Here is a 16343-nt window from a genome sequence, read left to right as displayed (position 1 = left end):
CGTCGCGATCGGCACTGCGTCGCGATCGGCACTGCGTCGCGATCGGCACTGCGTCGCGATCGGCACTGCGTCGCGATCGGCACTGCGTCGCGATCTTCTAACGCGGAAGGCGGCTGACGGCGTCCCGCAGATCCAGCACAGCGACGGTCACGCGCTCGCGGAGCGTCGACCAAGCCGTCGACCAGTCGAACGGGGGGCCGCTGATGCCCAGCCCGTTCAGTGCTTCGACGGCTTCATGGAACTTGTGGGCGTGCTGCTGACCACTGCGGATTCGGCGCACAGCGTCGAGGACGTCGAGCGCGGTACGTGCGTCCGCGACTTCGTCCTCGGCCAGCTTGGTGTCGAGGTAGGCAGCGAGCCGTTCTACCGGATGGCCGCCGCCGGCACCCGACAGGCCAGGGACGTTCCAGTTCTTGGTCAGATCCATCAGCGCGCTGCACCTGCTGCGAAACTCGTCCTCATTCCCGACGTCGAAGGCGAGGGCAGTCGCCCCGGCGAGATCCGTGACCTCCTGCTGCAGCCGCTTGCCGGCGTGCAGTTGCCAGGTGACGTCGAGGTACCCCAGCGCGGTCGCAAGGCTCACCGGGCTGGGAAGCACACGGGGTGGCGGCGGCATCGGCGCCGGTGTGAGGTCCGCACGAACTGAAGTCAGGTAGTCGTCGACGGTGCGGATCTCTTGGTAGACGCGAATCCCGGGGTCGAGGTCGATGCGCCAGCTGCCGTCCGGCGCGCGGCCGCGCCCTCCGACTCCCTGCAGAGGTTCGTCGGACACAACGTCGTAGAGGTCGTTGACCCGGTCGAGTGGGGTTCGAATGCGCTTCGCCAGATCGGCGCTGGTCAGCGCGATCGGTGTCACGGTGACCGGATCGATGTCGGTGTCACGCTCAACTTCCGCGGCGGTACGCAGCAGCGCGAGGAAGAGATTGACCCTGACGTTGCACTGAGGGACGTGAGGCTGGTGGGCTACTCCACAGATGGTCAGTCGCACCGTGCTGTCAGGGCTGGGTGCAACCCCCCACCATTCGTAGGCCACGTCCGCGTAGCTGCGGGTGTTGTGTTGCTGGCTGCCGATGATTGGGAAAGAGGCGAGCGTCGCGAGGGGCTCCAACCCAGCGCGACGCATGAAGTGATCGACCCACTGGTAGGTCGGCCACCGGCCATGCTCCACCCAGACCGATACGAGGCCATCAGCCAGCGTCTGTTGTGCATCCGTCCACGGCGCTCCTAATGCTGAGGACTCAGTCACGCGACTTCACTCTCCAGCGGATCGCTCGCGTGTCCCTGCCTTCCTGTGGCGGCTGCAACGGAGTCGGAGGTATCCCTCGCACACCGAGCCGGGTTGGTGGGATGTGGCCGGCTCTCAGGCATCAGGGTCGGCGAGGTCTTCGCGGGTGATCGCGACCGGTCGGGCCTTGCCCATCTTGCTGGCGCTGACAGTAGGAAGGGCCCTGACCGCGATCAGGTGCACGCGGACGCCTGCGATGTCCACGAAGGGGGGCCACTGCTTTCCTGTGCCGTCCGTCGGGAGTTCGAGGGCGCGGCCGCTCAGGTTGACGACGACGAGGTAGGCGGTCGATTTCCCGTAGTCCTGCGCGTAGTGGATGACCTGGTGGACGCCGGAGGTGATGCCGCGCTTGTCGTGGCCGTCGGCGTCGAACACCTTGACCTCGCAGACGAGGGGGTCGTCGGTGTCCAGTTCGCCGATGACGTCGGAGAGGCCGGATGCGGACTTGGGCTGGGAGAAGGGCATGTCGAGGCCCTGGTCGAACAGAAAGCGGCGGAGATGGTCGTCGTAGACCTTCTCGCCCTGGCGGGTGTTCGCCGTGTAGCGCTCGTGGAGGTCGTCCCGGTCGAACCATTCGACCCGCCGGACGTAGCGCTCAAGGTGGTACAGGACGCTGCTCTCGCTGCCGATCCGCTCGCCCAGGTAGTCGAAGAGCGGCATGACGACCGACTCGGTGACTTCACGCAGGATGGCGTTCAGGTTGCGTTCACTGCTGATCATCGTTATCGGACGGTTGTGGATGGGGACGTCCTGCTCCGCCACGCTCTTCAACCATTCCCAGATGAGGCGAGCTCGTCCCGCCTCGGTCGTTGTCCGCCAGACAAGGTTCTGAGCCTGCCCGCAGGCCTGTTCCCAGTCGTCGACCGTGACGTCCGACTCGGCCCCAGCGATGTCGGTGAGGATCGCGCGCAGCCCCGCCTGGTTCGAGATCCAGTCGCACACGAGGGCCGCTTCGTGGCCGTAGGCCGTGTAGGTGGCCGTCATGAGACGGCGTAGACGGTCCCGGAGCGCGACCTGAAGGTCTTGCTGATACCTCACTTGAACATCCCTCCCAGTTCGCGCATCAGGGCGTTCATCGCGTCCTGAACCTCACTTGCTGCGTTCTGTACCGACCCGTCGGCATCCGTGAGCCAGATCCGGCATCGACAGGACGGGCAGAGGACGGCGCATCGGGCAACGACCTCGACCAAGCGGACCCACACCGGGTACTCGCAGCTCGGACAAGGCACCTCGATGTCGCTGTCGAGCAGTTCCAATCTGAAGTTGCCGCTGGTCATCAGTCCTCCATCGGGAACTCCAACGATCGCTGCCGTACCCGTCAGTGGACGTTAGCCACTGGGGGTGACAGTCGGGACGGCATGCGGATGACTGACGCACGGCCCTGCACTCCGAACCTTCCAGTCGGCTCGAGGGAAGGCGAGCTGGACGGCTACCGCCCGCTGGGCTCCGCTCCGACGAACTGAACAGAGATGAACGCAGCAGTGCCGAGGAGAGACCGGCCCGCTGCTCACACCGGCGCCCGAGAGGAGGTGATGTGCCGCGCCGGTGGCAGAGCAGCGTGGAGACCACTCCGGGGTCCTGCTCGCACCGGCGCCCGATTGGAGGTGATGTGCCGCGCCGGTGCGGTGGAGGGCTGCGTGTCGGCGATACGGTCCCGCGGTGACCGAGGGTGGGCAGCCGACGCGGTTCCGCGAGCCGGACGCCCTGCCGTGGCGCGATCCCATCTTCGTCGTCTGTCCGAGGTGTGGCAGCCGTGCGACGGCGAAGGAGACCGGGCGCAGTACCGCTCGACTCCTGTGCCCGAGCTGCACGCTGACGCGGGAGTGGGCGGGGGACCGATTGCACGTCCGGGTCGGCGGTCGGCCGGTCGTGCCGAGGCGGGACCACGGGCACTGGCAGCACCCGGACACCGGGCAGTACCTCAAGGACGACGAGTACGCGTTCTCCGAGGGGCATGACGGCCGGTTCGGCGTGCCGCTGTGGTTGCGCACCGAGTGCTGCGGCGGCCACCTGCTGTGGGCGAACAACGAGGCGCACCTGGACTACCTCGAGGCCTACGTCGGCGCGACTCTGCGGGAACGGCCTGATGGCCCGTCGGGGCTGTCCTGGTACCTGCCGGCGTGGATGAAGGAGGCCAAGCACCGCGACGAGGTGCTCCGGGCCCTCGGTCGCATGCGGGCCTCGCTCGACGAGAAGGTCGGGTAGTGGACGCGACCGAGGACCTGATGCGCCGCGCTGGCTCTGTTGCCGCCCGGGTGCTCGCCGAACTGTGGCCGGACGGCAGGGCCGTCCCCATCGTCGAGGACGTCAGCGCCCTGCACTTCGTTGTCTCGGCGCAGCACGACGGCGTTGTGGTGCGCCGGACCGGCGAGGTCCTGGGCCGCGCCTTGTGGGACGTCATCGACCTGGGGGGTCCTGGCCCGGCCAGCTGCTCGACGGCGCGCGAAGGATGCCGGACGGGACTGTGTCGGTGCGGCTTCCGTGGCGGTTCCGCGGGCGGCCGCGGCGCTGGACTGATTCCGAGGTCGAGAGGTTGTGCCGCCGCCTCAACGGCATCGACACCGTGGTGATCGGTACGAGGGAGACGTTCTGCCGGGTGTGCGGCTACGACGACCACCCCGATGAGCGGTTCTCCGACGGCGTGCCGCAGTACCTGATCTGCCCCTGTTGCGGGAGTGAATCCGGTATCGACGACGTGACCCACGATCTCGTCCGGCGGTCGCGTGAGACGTGGGTCGACCGGGGACGCACCTGGCAGGCTCCCGAGGAGCGACCGGCCGACTGGGACCCGGGCGTGGCGCTCGCCGCGCTGCCAGCGAGGTGGCGGGACCTCTGACCGGAGTGACGACCGTCCACCACGAGGGGAGCTGGCGCCTGGGCTCGCCGCCCAGACGCCGCCGCCGAGTTGTTCCCGGCGTTGTCCCTAGACTTGTCCCGGGACTTGTTCCCATGTCCCGCCGACGTGGCGCAATTGGTAGCGCACCCGACTTGTAATCGGGCGGTTAGGGGTTCAAGTCCCCTCGTCGGCTCAGTTCCCGTCCGGCTCAGTCGAAGCTGCCGGCGCCGTCCCGTCGGTAGCGCGCCTTCCGCTCCACCCGGTCCCGCTCGGCCCGGTCCGCACGCAGCCGGCCGGCGGTCCCCGGCGGGTAGCCGGCCTTGACCGCCCGGTGCTCGATCGTCTCGGTCATGAACGCCGTCGAGAACAGCAGCCCGATGAGAAGCCCGCCGACCGCCGCAGACACCCGGTAGGCCAGCGGTACCGGGGGCACCAGGACGCACAGCACGACGACGGGGAACAGCTGCACCATCGCCCGGGCGTAGTGCCGCCAGATCCAGGTGCGACAGGTCGTGTCCGCCAGCACCCACGGGGAGAGCCGCCGGGGGAGACCCCCGCCGAGGGCGTACCAGAGCCACTGCGCCGGGTTCGGCCGTTCGCTCCCCACGCCTACGAAGGTAGGCCGCCTGCGGGCGTACGGTGACGCACCGTGGACGAGCGTCGCCTGGGGGTCCTCTCCGGCCTGGCCGCCTACACGATGTGGGGCCTGTTCCCCCTCTACTTCCCGCTCCTGGAGCCGGCCGGCGGGGTGGAGATCGTGGCCCACCGCATCGTCTGGTCGCTGCTGTTCGTCGCCCTGCTGCTGACCGCCGTCCGCCGCTGGGGGCTCGTCCGGTCCGCCGTCGTCGACCGGCGCACGGTGCTGGTCCTCGCCGGCGCGTCGGTGCTCATCGCGACGAACTGGCTGATCTTCGTCTACGGTGTGAACTCCGGCCACGTCGTCGAGACCTCGCTCGGCTACTTCATCAACCCCCTGGTGAGCGTCCTGCTCGGGGTGGTCGTCTTCGGGGAGCGGTTGCGCCGGCTGCAGTGGTTGGCGGTCGCGATCGCGGCGATCGCCGTCGCGGTGCTCACCGTCGACTACGGCCGGCCGCCGTGGATCGCCCTCGGGCTGGCGGCCAGTTTCGGTCTGTACGGGCTGCTCAAGAAGGTGGTCCGGGTCGAGGCCGCGCCCGGCCTGTTCCTCGAGACGGCGGTCATGGCCCTGCCGGCCGTCGCGCTCCTGGGCTTCCTGCACTCCGACGGCACAGGGACGTTCGGCGACGCCGGCACCGGCCATGCGCTGCTGCTGGTCAGCTCGGGGATCGCCACCGCCGTCCCACTGCTCCTGTTCGCCGCGGCCGCTCGGCGGATCCCGCTGTCGACGATCGGGCTCCTGCAGTACCTCACCCCGCTCATGCAGCTCTCCGTCGGAGTCTTCGTCTACGACGAGGCGATGCCCCCGGCCCGGCTGGCCGGCTTCGCCATCGTCTGGCTGGCCCTGGCCGTCTTCACGGCCGACACCCTGCGACACGCCCGTGCAGGGACACGCCGGTCGATTCCGGCGGTCGTGCCCGCCGGACTGTGACCTCTGCCGCCGTCCGCGGCGGTCCTCCGGAGCTGCCCGGAACTGTCGGAGGTCCCGTCTACGGTTCCCCCCGAGCCGCCCGCACCCCGGGTCGGCCCGGTCCAGCAGGAGGGCAGACCAGCATGAGCACCGACCTCGTCCCGGCGGCTGCGGCAGCACGGGACGACGACGCCGCGGAGGCGCTCGCGCCGGCATCCGTGCAGGTCGCAGGGCCGGGGCTCACCTCTCGCGAGCTGGCGATGCTCGCCTTCGAGCGGCAGTGGTGGCGGGCGGCCGGCGCCAAGGAGACGGCGATCCGGGACCGCTTCGCACTGAGCCCCACCCGCTACTACCAGGTGCTCAACGCCCTGGTGGACCGGTCGGAGGCCCTGGCGGCCGACCCGTTGCTCGTCCGGCGGTTGCGGCGGGTGCGGGCGGCACGGCAACGGACGCGTCCGTCCCGGGGTCCTGGGCAATAGGAGTTACAAGCATTAGATTTGGTCACCGTGGGCAGGCACGCGGGATCAGGCAGTGACGGGACGAGTTCTCCGGTGGTCGGTGGCCGTCGTCGGACGGATGCTCCCGACGCGATGTGGCGAGGCGTTCCCGACGCCCGGCTGAGCGATCACCCGACCGCGCCCGGCCGTGAGCGCGCCCGCCTGGAGCCCACCCCTCCGCGCCGTCCCACCGCAGCCGCCGTGGCCAAGCGGCCGGCCGACCCGGGTGCACCGGTGTCCCGCTCGCGCCTGCCGCTGCCGCCGGTCCCCGTCTCGGCGCGTCCCTCCGCCCCCCTCGAGGAGCGCGCCGGCGCGCTCGCCGAGAGCCTCCGTGCCGCCGAGGCGGCAGCCGCCCGCCGCAAGCGCGTGTGGGCGGACGACGACGCCGAGCCCCTGAGCACCGGCCCGACCGGCATCGGCAGCGGCGCCCCCGCGCCCCGCCTGCCGCGGCAGACCAGCGGAGCGTCGGACTCCCGCTACGGCGACTGGACCAAGCCCTCCCGCTCCGGCGAGCTCCCCTCCGAGGAGGAGATGCGCGCGGCGCTGACCCCGGCCCCGTCCACCTCGCTGATCCCCGAGCGCTCGGTGGCCCAGCGCGACGAGGACATCCCCGACCTCGAGGGAGAGTTCCAGGCGCGACCCGTCCGCTCCTCCTCGCGTTCCGCCGTCGGTGGCCGCGCCGCGCTGCGCGCCGAGCGGCAGGCGGCCGACGAGGCCCGCCGGAAGGCAGCCAAGGACAGCGGCGTCGCCCTCCTGGACGACGAGCCCCGCCGGGCTCCGCGCCGCGTGGCCAAGGGTCTGGTCGCCATGGGCGTCGTCGCCCTGGGCGTGCTGGGCGTCTACCAGGTCACCTCCCCGAAGGCCGACGAGGCCTCCGCCGTGACGCGGAACACCCCCGCGACCACGTCGGTCGCCCCCGTCACGCCGCTCCCGCCCCTGCCCGAGCTGGACACGGGGGAGGCGACGGCTCCCGTCGAAGAGGTCGCGCCGAGCACCCCGGTGCGCGTGCCGGTCACCGTGCTCAACGCCACCGACATCACCGGTCTGGCCGCCAAGATCTCCGGCGCCGTGGTCGGCGGGGGCTGGGAGGCCGCGGGTGTCGGCGCCTACGAGGGCGACGACGTGGCCGCTTCGACCGTCTACTACACCGAGGGCGACGAGACCCAGCGTCAGGCGGCCCTCCAGCTCATCGACCAGTTCCCCCAGCTGCAGGGGCCGGCGCTGCGCTTCTTCGACCTCCCCGCCGACGTGACCACACCGGGCCTGGTCGTCGTCGCGGCCGGCGAGTGGACGCCCTGATCCAGCAGCCTTGACCGACCACCGCTGACGCCGCGCGGAACACCCACCGCGCGTCGTCCGTTGGCCCCCTCGTGCGTCGCTCCCGCGGGCTCGTGCGTCCGCGCTCCGGCGCCCGGCGTGCGCTCGCCGTCCTCCTGCCCCTGGTCGCCGCCGCAGTCCTCGCCGGGGCCGGTCCGGCCGCTGCCGCCGACGGTGTGCGCACCGAGGACGCCCGCGTTCCCAGCGGATCCGGCGCGGACGCCGTGGAGCTGGACACCACGCTCTACCTGCCGGCCGAGGACGAGCTGCCGGCGCCCGCGGTGGTGATGGCGCACGGCTTCGGTGGCAGCAAGCAGTCCGTGGCCGACGACGCCCGTGCGATGGTCGGCCGCGGCTACGTCGTCCTGACCTTCTCCGCGCGCGGGTTCGGCGACAGCACCGGGCAGATCGGGCTGGACGACCCGGACCGCGAGGTCGCCGACCTCAGCACGCTCGTCGACGTCCTCGCCGAGCGGGACGACGTCGTCCAGGACGGCGACGGCGACCCTCGGGTCGGCGTCGGCGGGGCCTCCTACGGCGGTGCCCTGGCACTGCTGGGCGCGGCCTACGACCAGCGCATCGACGCCATCGCGCCGCAGATCACCTGGAACTCGCTGACCTCGGCGCTGTTCCCGTCGCAGAGCGGCGCGGTACCCGGCGGCACCCCGGCGGCCACCCCGCAGGGCGGCGCCGGCGTCCACAAGCGGCTGTGGTCCGGGATCTTCTTCGGTCTGGGGGCGGCGCCCTCGGGCGACCTGCTGGACGTGCTCGGCGGGTCCGGTCCGCAGGACGGCGGCCCGGTGCCCTCCGACGTCGACGTCGACGACGTCACCCAGGCGCTCACCTGCGGCCGGTTCAGCCCCGAGGTGTGCGCGGCCTACCAGTCCGCCGCCTCGACCGGGACCCTGACGCCGGAGGCCGCCGAGGTGCTCGACCGTGGCAGCCCGGCCGGCGTCCTCGACCGGATCTCGGCACCGACGCTGCTCGTCCAGGGCACCCAGGACTCGCTCTTCGGCCTGGGCCAGGCCGACGCCAACGCCCGCGGGATCGCCGCGAACGGCACACCGGTGCAGGTGCTCTGGTACGCCGGTGGGCACGACGCCCCGGCCTCCGACGGGGTCACCGACGAGCTGCGCGACGCCGTCGCCGACTGGTTCGACGTGCACCTGCGCGACGCCGACGTCGAGCGCCCGGCCTTCGAGTTCCCCGCCCCCACGGGCCTGGGGACGGCGGGCACGGTCGGCCGCGTCCAGGGTGGCACCCGCACGGTCACCGCCGGGAGCTATCCCGGTCTGGACGGCGAGGAGCCCGTCCGCCGGACCGACGTGGAGCTGACCGGCTCACTGCAACCGGTGGTGAACCCCGCCGGGGGGACGCCGGCGGCCCTGACGACGGTGCCCGGCCTGGGTGCGCTGACCGCCGCGCTGGGTGGGTCGACGCTGGAGATCCCCGGCCAGTCGGCGAGCTTCGAGAGCGCGCCCCTGGACTCGGCCGTCGAGGTGGTGGGCGCCCCGACGGTGGCGCTCGACGTCTCCTCGGCCAGCGGCTCGGCCACGCTGTTCGCCAAGCTGTACGACGTCGCGCCCGGTGGCGGGACGGTGCTCCCCGCGGGCCTCGTGGCGCCGCTGCAGCTCACCGGCCTGTCCGCCGACCCGGCGCAGCCCACCACGGTGGAGGTGACGCTGCCGGCGATCGTGCACCGCTTCGAGGCGGGCCACACGATGCGGGTGGTGGTCTCCTCGACCGACCAGGCCTTCGCCCTGCCCGCGGAGCCGGCCGTGTACTCCGTGGCGCTCGCGGACGCCGGGGCCGGCGTGAGCGTGCCGCAGGTCGCGGGCACGACCGAGGCGGCCGGCGGCTCCGCTCGCTGGTGGCTGCTCCTGGGCGGCCTCGTCCTCCTCGGCCTGCTGGGCTGGGCTGCCGCCCGGCTGCTCGGCCGGCGCCGCGACCGGCTGGTCAGCGCGGTGGAGCCCGACGGCGAGGACGTGCCGCTGCGCTTCGAGGGTGTGACCAAGGCCTACAAGGACGGCTTCGTGGCCGTGCGCGACCTGTCCTTCGAGGTGCGCCGCGGCCAGGTCCTGGGCCTGCTCGGACCCAACGGCGCCGGCAAGACGACGTCCCTGCGCATGCTCATGGGGCTGATCCAGCCCACCGAGGGGCGGATCAGCGTCTTCGGCCACGCGGCCCGTCCGGGGGCCCCGGTGCTGTCCCGGCTGGGGTCGTTCGTCGAGGGCACCGGGCTGTTGCCGCACCTCTCGGGGCGGCAGAACCTCCGGCTGTACTGGGCCGCCACCGGCCGCCCGGCGGAGGACGCGCACATGGAGGAGGCGATCGAGGTCGCCGGCCTCGGCGCCGCCCTCGACCGGCCGGTGCGCCGCTACAGCCAGGGCATGCGCCAGCGCGTCGCGATCGCCCAGGCGATGCTCGGCCTGCCCGACCTGCTGGTGCTCGACGAGCCGACCAACGGGCTGGACCCGCCGCAGATCCACGCGATGCGCGAGGTGCTGCGCTCCTATGCCGCGACCGGCCGCACCGTCATCGTCTCCAGCCACCTGCTCAGCGAGATCGAGCAGACCTGCAGCCACGTCGTCGTCATGGCCAAGGGGCAGAAGATCGCGCAGGGCACCGTCGAGGAGATCGTCGGCGCCGGCGGCGCGGTGCTCGTCGGGGTGGCCGAGGCCGACACCGACCGGGCGATCGCCGTGCTGACCGAGCTGCCGGGGGTGAGCGCCGGGCGGACCGACGACGGCCTGGTCGCCGAGCTCGGCGGCGTGCCGCGCGACGTGGCGCTGCGCGCGCTGGTGGAGGCGGGCATCGCCGTGGACCAGTTCACGCCACGCCGTCGACTCGAGGACGCCTTCCTGGCGCTGGTGGGGCAGTCATGACCGGGATCCAGGCGAGCGGGGCGGCGGCCGGCTACCGGCCGAACCGCACGCTGCGGTTGGCCGTGGAGCTGCGCCGCCAGTTCGCCCGCCGGCGCACCCTCGGCGTCGTCGCCCTCATGGTCGCGCTGCCGCTGCTGCTCATCGCGGCCCTGAAGCTGGGGGCGAGCGAGGACGCCGGCGAGAACAACCGGATCAACCTGGTCGACGTCGCCACCGCCAGCGGGCTGAACTTCACCCTGTTCGTGCTGTTCGCGACCACCGGCTTCTTCCTGGTGGTCGTGTACGCGCTGTTCTTCGGCGACACCGTCGCCAGCGAGGCCCAGTGGGGCGCGCTGCGGTACACGCTCGCGACGCCGGTGCCGCGCATGCGGCTGCTCCGGCAGAAGTGGCTCGCCGCGCTGGTGCTCTCCGTCGGGGCGCTGCTGACCCTCACCGCCGTCTCGGTGCTGGCCGGCTCGCTCGCCTTCGGCTTCGGACCCATCGAGACCCCGGTGGGCGTGACCCTGTCCCAGGGCGAGGGGTTCGTGCGCCTGACCGGGATGCTCGGCTACCTCGCCGTGCACCTGCTGGTCGTGGGGACGCTGGCGTTCTGGTTCTCGACCATCACCGACGCACCGCTGGCCGCTGTCGGTGGGGCGGTGTTCACGATGTTCGTCTTCGCGATCCTGGACCAGGTGGAGCAGCTGGGCTCGCTGCGCGACTGGTTCCCGACCGCGGGGGAGTTCGCCTGGACCGACCTGCTGCAGACGCCGGTCTCGGACGGCGACCTGTTCCGCGGGATGGTCCAGTCGCTGGTCTACGCCGCCGTCTTCACCGCCCTGGGCTTCCGCCACTTCGCCCGCCGCGACGTGACCAGCTAGCGGTTCCGCTATTCGTGCACGAACGGTCGTCCGTCGGCGCGTGATGCGACGGTTCGTGCACGAAGCGCTTGCCGCACCGGGCTAGAGGCTCGCGCGAACGGCCTGGGCCCAGCCCTCGCCCATCGGGGCGCCGGTGACGGTCGCGTTGGGGACGGCGGCGATCCGGTCGGTCATCCCGTCGACCGCTGCGCCGTTGGCCGTGATCCAGAGCCGGCCGACGGCGGGCGCCATGTCCAGGTCGCTCACGCTGTCGCCGATCGCCACGGCGTCGGCGGGCTCGATGCCGCGGCGCTCGAGGTCCCAGGCGATGGCCGTGCCCTTGGAGATCCCGCGCGGCATCAGGTGGTAGACCCGCGGCGGCGCGGGATCAGGGTCCAGCGTCATCCGGGAGGTCGCCGGGATGGCGCCGTTGTCCTTGAGCGTCAGCCAGCCCAGCCCGCGCTCGGCCAGCCAGGCATCCACGGCGACGGGGTCGACCCGGCCGCGCAGCAGCGCGTCGGTGTCGTGCGTGGTGTGCCAGGGCGCGTGCCACTCCAGCCGGCCGGGGTGGGCGGCCACCAGCTCCTCGACGACGCCGAGGGATGCCATGACCTCCATCGGCGTCCGGCCCGCGTGCTCGGCCGGCAGCTCACCGGTGAAGCGGTGGGTGCCCCGGCCGCCGTCCCAGCTCAGCATCGCGCCCAGCTCGGCGATCGCGCCGTCGGCGGCGAAGATCCGCGCGGCCTCCACGACCTGCTCGAACGTCCGGCCGCTGACCAGCACCAACGGGACGCCGGCGCGGTGCAGCTCCAGCAGCGCCGTCGCCGGCTCGGCGGTGAGGTCGCGGGCTGCGGTGTGCCAGAACGACCCCCGCGGTCCCACCATCGTGCCGTCGAGGTCGGTGTAGACGATTCGCGCTGCCACGCGCCCCATCCTGTCCGGCGCTCCGGCCGCCGCCGGCGGTGGGTAGAGTTGCCGTCGTTCACTCATCCAGAGGGGCAGAGGGACACGGCCCGATGAAGCCCCGGCAACCGCCGACTGCGCTCGCGCAGCGGGAGGTGCCAATTCCGTCCTGCGCGGCTCGACGGCCCGGTGCAGGGAAGATGAGGAGGTAGTCGTCGCATGACTCTGACCGCTCCGGGTTCTCTCCAGGCCGACTCGCACGCCGGTGGCCCCGTTCCCCCGTGTCCGGCCCGTGGGCTGATCTGCCGCAACTGCGGCGCCACCTTCGGCCTCATCGCCGAGCACGCCTGCGCCGAGTGCTTCGGCCCGCTGGAGGTCGACTACGACCCCGAGCTGATGAAGGCCGTCACCCGCGAGCAGATCGAGGCCGGCCCGCAGAACATCTGGCGCTACGTCGCCCTGCTTCCCGTGGGCCAGGACCCGGCCTCCCGCGTCTCCCTGGATCCGGGCATGACGCCGCTGGTCCGCGCCGACCGCCTCGCCGAGGAGCTCGGGCTCACCGGCGGCCTGTGGGTCAAGGACGACTCCGCCAACCCGACGCACTCGTTCAAGGACCGTGTGGTCAGCCTCGCCGCCACCGCGGCCAAGGGCCTGGGCTACACGAAGATCGCGGCTGCCTCGACCGGCAACCTGGCCAACTCGGTCGCCGCGCACGCCGCCCGCATGGGCCTGCCGTCGTTCGTGTTCGTCCCGTCGGACCTCGAGCCCGGGAAGATCGTGCAGTCGGCCGTCTACGGGCAGACGCTGGTCGCCGTCGACGGCTCCTACGACGACGTCAACCGGCTGACCAGCGAGCTCGCCGAGACCGACGAGTTCGAGGACACCGCCTTCGTCAACCAGAACGTGCGGCCCTACTACGCCGAGGGCTCCAAGACGATGGGCTACGAGCTCGCCGAGCAGCTCGGCTGGCGCATCCCGGCCCAGGTCGTCATCCCCATGGCGTCGGGTTCGCTGCTCACCAAGGTGGACAAGGCCTTCCGCGAGCTGACCGCCGCCGGCATCGTCGAGGCCACCGAGTGGACGATCTTCGGCGCGCAGTCGGCCGGGTGCGACCCGATCGCGACCGCCTTCGACAACGGCTGGGACGTCGTCAAGCCGGTCAAGCCCAGCGGCATCGCCAAGTCGCTGAACATCGGCAACCCCGCCGACGGCCCCTACGCCCTCGACGCGATCCGCCGTACCGGTGGCGCGGTCGGCCGGGTCGGCGACGACGAGATCGTGCAGGGGATCCGCGACCTGGCCCGCACCACGGGGGTGTTCGCCGAGACCGCGGGCGGCGTGACCGTCGCCGTCCTCCGGCAGCTCGTGGAGAACGGGCGGCTGGACCGCACCAAGGAGACCGTCGTTCTGAACACCGGCGAGGGGCTCAAGACGCTCGACCCGCTGGAGCCGGTCGTCGGCCCGACGCACCGCGTGGACCCCTCGCTGAAGTCGGCCCGGGAAGCCGGGCTGATCGGCTGATCGCCGCGGTCGTCACCGGAACGGGTGACGACCCATCCCCGGATCCGGGAACGAGTCGTGCCTGAAAGCGGTGTGCCGCAGGTCACTCTGTTGTAGGTTCTCGCGCGGTTCGACCTCCATGTTCGTGTTCGCGGGCGGAAGAGAGAGACCTCGTCCCACCATCCGCGGTGGGGCGACCGCACGCACGAACGTGGGAGCACACGTGGCACAGGGCACCGTGAAGTGGTTCAACGCCGAGAAGGGCTTCGGCTTCATCGCCGTCGACGGCGGCCAGGACGTCTTCGTCCACTACTCGGCCATCCAGATGGACGGCTACAAGTCCCTCGACGAGGGGCAGCGCGTCGAGTTCGAGGTCGTCCAGGGCTCCAAGGGCCCGCAGGCCGACGCGGTGCGCAGCGCCTGAGAACCCCCGCACCACCCGGAGGCCCGGTCCCGCGAGGGACCGGGCCTCCGTCGCGTCCGGACCCCCCGTTCTTGCACTCGGCAGGGCAGAGTGCCAGACTCGTTTCTGGCACTCGGGGCTCCTGAGTGCCAATCAGGTCGGAACGGTGAGGCACCGGTCCGTGGGCCGAAGGAGCGTCCACGTCCGCTGGTGTCGTCCGTCGCGGGCACCCACCCGGCCGTGCAGCGATCCATGCTCGGAGGACATCACCACATGGCCAAGATGATCGCGTTCAACGAAGAGGCGCGCCGCGGCCTCGAGCGAGGCATGAACACCCTCGCCGACGCCGTCAAGGTGACCCTCGGCCCCCGTGGCCGGAACGTCGTTCTTGAGAAGAAGTGGGGCGCGCCCACCATCACCAACGATGGTGTGAGCATCGCCAAGGAGATCGAGCTCGAGGACCCGTGGGAGAAGATCGGGGCCGAGCTCGTCAAGGAGGTCGCCAAGAAGACCGACGACGTCGCGGGTGACGGCACCACCACCGCCACCGTGCTGGCCCAGGCGCTCGTGCGCGAGGGTCTGCGCAACGTCGCCGCCGGCGCCAACCCGATGGCCCTGAAGAAGGGCATCGAGGCCGCCGTCGCGTCGGTCAGCGAGTACCTCCTCTCGACCGCCAAGGACGTCGAGACCAAGGAGCAGATCGCCGCCACCGCGTCGATCTCCGCCGCTGACCCGGCCATCGGCGAGCTCATCGCCGAGGCGATGGACAAGGTCGGCAAGGAAGGCGTCATCACCGTCGAGGAGAGCAACACCTTCGGCCTCGAGCTCGAGCTCACCGAGGGCATGCGCTTCGACAAGGGCTACATCTCGCCCTACTTCGTCACCGACACCGAGCGCATGGAGGCCGTCCTCGACGACCCGTACGTGCTCGTCGTCAACTCGAAGATCAGCACCGTCAAGGACCTGCTCCCGCTGCTGGAGAAGGTCATGCAGTCGGGCAAGCCGCTGGCCATCATCTCCGAGGACGTCGAGGGCGAGGCCCTCGCGACCCTGGTCGTGAACAAGATCCGTGGCACCTTCAAGTCCGTCGCCGTCAAGGCCCCGGGCTTCGGTGATCGCCGCAAGGCCATGCTGACCGACATCGCCATCCTCACCGGTGGCCAGGTCATCAGCGAGGAGGTCGGCCTCAAGCTCGACAACGCCGACCTCGAGCTGCTCGGCCGCGCCCGCAAGGTCGTCGTCACCAAGGACGAGACGACCATCGTCGAGGGCTCGGGCGACACCGACCAGATCCAGGGCCGGGTCAACCAGATCCGCTCCGAGATCGAGAAGTCGGACAGCGACTACGACCGCGAGAAGCTGCAGGAGCGCCTGGCCAAGCTGGCCGGCGGTGTCGCGGTGATCAAGGCCGGCGCCGCGACCGAGGTCGAGCTCAAGGAGCGCAAGCACCGCATCGAGGACGCGGTGCGCAACGCCAAGGCCGCCGTCGAGGAGGGCATCGTCGCCGGTGGTGGCGTTGCTCTCGCGCAGGCCACGGCCGTCGCGTTCGACAAGCTCGAGCTCACGGGTGACGAGGCGACCGGTGCCAACATCGTGCGCGTCGCGCTCGAGGCGCCGCTGAAGCAGATCGCGATCAACGCCGGCCTCGAGGGTGGCGTCGTCGCGGAGAAGGTCCGCAACTCCGACACCGGCTGGGGCCTCAACGCCGCCACCGGCGAGTACGTGGACCTCGTTGCCGCCGGGATCATCGACCCCGCCAAGGTGACCCGCTCGGCGCTGCAGAACGCCGCTTCCATCGCGGCGCTCTTCCTCACCACCGAGGCCGTCATCGCCGACAAGCCGGAGAAGAACGCTCCGGCCATGCCCGGCGGCGACGGCGGCATGGGCGGCATGGACTTCTGAGTCCGACCCTCCCGTAGTACCAGCACTGCCCGGCAGGGGCGGTCCGCTTCCGAGCGGGCCGCCCCTGTCGGCGTCTCCAGGGGCCGCGCCGTGGCCAACTGCGGGGAAGTTGGCTTCTACGACCGCGTCCGGACCCCTACTTCCCTGCAGTTGCGCGGCGGGGGAGGGTGGTGATCGTCCGGCAGTCCCCGGGTTGCACGGCAGCGGTGGCGCCGGTGCTGCGGCCTCCGTCACGGCTCGTCGCGCGGATGGCTGCCTGGTCGTGTGAACCGTCGAGCTGTGGATCGACCCGTGGGGGACGGCGGACCAGTGGCAGGGCACGTCGAGGACTTGGCGCTGCACGTCGAACAGCGCGGCGTTCCGCGCCGTGATCTGACGGCGCCTCAGCCGACGACGCTGGCGATGAGTACTGGTCCATGGGGCCCTCGGA

The 16343-nt window shown here is 71.5% G+C and carries 15 protein-coding genes, 1 tRNA gene and 1 riboswitch; of the genes, 11 read left to right on the top strand and 5 right to left on the bottom strand.

What is annotated here, in order from left to right; all coding sequences use genetic code 11:
• Positions 1-97 precede the first annotated feature (97 nt).
• The 3 genes from BLS70_RS06585 to BLS70_RS06575 form a co-directional block, all read right to left on the bottom strand.
• Positions 98-1246, bottom strand: a complete 1149-nt coding sequence (locus BLS70_RS06585; protein WP_143030356.1) for a hypothetical protein — start codon at positions 1244-1246, stop codon at positions 98-100.
• A gap of 114 nt (positions 1247-1360) precedes the next feature.
• A complete protein-coding gene (locus BLS70_RS06580) occupies positions 1361-2269 on the bottom strand; it encodes a hypothetical protein (RefSeq protein ID WP_143030355.1) in 909 nt (302 codons plus the stop codon).
• A gap of 50 nt (positions 2270-2319) precedes the next feature.
• The gene (locus tag BLS70_RS06575; protein WP_091764797.1) at positions 2320-2562 is read right to left on the bottom strand and encodes a hypothetical protein; all 243 of its coding nucleotides are present in this window, start codon (positions 2560-2562) and stop codon (positions 2320-2322) included.
• Positions 2563-3154: 592 nt separating this feature from the next.
• Between BLS70_RS06575 and BLS70_RS06570 the strand changes: the two genes are divergently transcribed.
• The 3 genes from BLS70_RS06570 (at position 3155) to BLS70_RS06560 (ending at position 4314) form a co-directional block, all read left to right on the top strand.
• Positions 3155-3490 carry a hypothetical protein gene (locus BLS70_RS06570; RefSeq protein WP_218122304.1) on the top strand — a complete coding sequence of 112 codons (336 nt, stop codon included), beginning with the start codon at positions 3155-3157 and terminating at the stop codon, positions 3488-3490.
• A gap of 328 nt (positions 3491-3818) precedes the next feature.
• Positions 3819-4121, top strand: a complete 303-nt coding sequence (locus tag BLS70_RS06565; protein WP_218122303.1) for a hypothetical protein — start codon at positions 3819-3821, stop codon at positions 4119-4121.
• Positions 4122-4241: 120 nt separating this feature from the next.
• A tRNA-Thr gene (locus tag BLS70_RS06560) sits at positions 4242-4314 on the top strand.
• 15 nt (positions 4315-4329) lie between these two features.
• On the opposite strand, the gene BLS70_RS06555 is transcribed toward BLS70_RS06560, so the two are convergent.
• Positions 4330-4728, bottom strand: a complete 399-nt coding sequence (locus BLS70_RS06555; RefSeq protein ID WP_091764796.1) for a DUF5313 family protein — start codon at positions 4726-4728, stop codon at positions 4330-4332.
• 42 nt (positions 4729-4770) lie between these two features.
• On the opposite strand from BLS70_RS06555, the gene rarD reads away from it, so the two are divergent.
• The 5 genes from rarD to BLS70_RS06530 all read left to right on the top strand — a co-directional run bounded on the left by rarD (position 4771) and on the right by BLS70_RS06530 (position 11226).
• On the top strand, positions 4771-5688 hold the full coding sequence (gene rarD, locus BLS70_RS06550; protein ID WP_091764795.1) for an EamA family transporter RarD: 918 nt from the start codon (positions 4771-4773) through the stop codon (positions 5686-5688).
• Positions 5689-5810: 122 nt separating this feature from the next.
• A complete protein-coding gene (locus tag BLS70_RS06545) occupies positions 5811-6146 on the top strand; it encodes a DUF3263 domain-containing protein (RefSeq protein ID WP_091764794.1) in 336 nt (111 codons plus the stop codon).
• A gap of 111 nt (positions 6147-6257) precedes the next feature.
• Positions 6258-7463 carry a LytR C-terminal domain-containing protein gene (locus BLS70_RS06540; protein WP_143030354.1) on the top strand — a complete coding sequence of 402 codons (1206 nt, stop codon included), beginning with the start codon at positions 6258-6260 and terminating at the stop codon, positions 7461-7463.
• Between the two features lie 92 nt (positions 7464-7555).
• Positions 7556-10366, top strand: a complete 2811-nt coding sequence (locus BLS70_RS06535; RefSeq protein WP_255362273.1) for an alpha/beta fold hydrolase — start codon at positions 7556-7558, stop codon at positions 10364-10366.
• Complete coding sequence (locus tag BLS70_RS06530) at positions 10363-11226, top strand: ABC transporter permease (protein ID WP_091764791.1); 864 nt, start codon at positions 10363-10365, stop codon at positions 11224-11226. The genes BLS70_RS06535 and BLS70_RS06530 overlap by 4 nt, the downstream gene beginning before the upstream one ends.
• An 81-nt stretch (positions 11227-11307) precedes the next feature.
• On the opposite strand, the gene BLS70_RS06525 is transcribed toward BLS70_RS06530, so the two are convergent.
• Complete coding sequence (locus tag BLS70_RS06525; protein ID WP_255362272.1) at positions 11308-12138, bottom strand: HAD hydrolase family protein; 831 nt, start codon at positions 12136-12138, stop codon at positions 11308-11310.
• Between the two features lie 50 nt (positions 12139-12188).
• Positions 12189-12315: riboswitch (SAM riboswitch) on the top strand.
• Positions 12316-12327: 12 nt separating this feature from the next.
• On the opposite strand from BLS70_RS06525, the gene thrC reads away from it, so the two are divergent.
• The 3 genes from thrC (at position 12328) to groL (ending at position 15913) form a co-directional block, all read left to right on the top strand.
• On the top strand, positions 12328-13629 hold the full coding sequence (gene thrC, locus BLS70_RS06520) for a threonine synthase (protein WP_218122302.1): 1302 nt from the start codon (positions 12328-12330) through the stop codon (positions 13627-13629).
• Positions 13630-13831: 202 nt separating this feature from the next.
• Complete coding sequence (locus tag BLS70_RS06515) at positions 13832-14032, top strand: cold-shock protein (protein ID WP_089306482.1); 201 nt, start codon at positions 13832-13834, stop codon at positions 14030-14032.
• A 252-nt stretch (positions 14033-14284) separates the two neighbouring features.
• Positions 14285-15913, top strand: a complete 1629-nt coding sequence (gene groL / locus BLS70_RS06510) for a chaperonin GroEL (protein ID WP_091764789.1) — start codon at positions 14285-14287, stop codon at positions 15911-15913.
• The last annotated feature ends 430 nt before the right edge of the window (positions 15914-16343 follow it).

Source organism: Blastococcus aurantiacus, from assembly GCF_900102425.1.
Lineage (GTDB): Bacteria > Actinomycetota > Actinomycetes > Mycobacteriales > Geodermatophilaceae > Blastococcus > Blastococcus aurantiacus.
The sequence above is the reverse complement of the archived record's forward strand: the minus strand, read 5'-3'. Positions and strand labels throughout refer to the sequence as shown.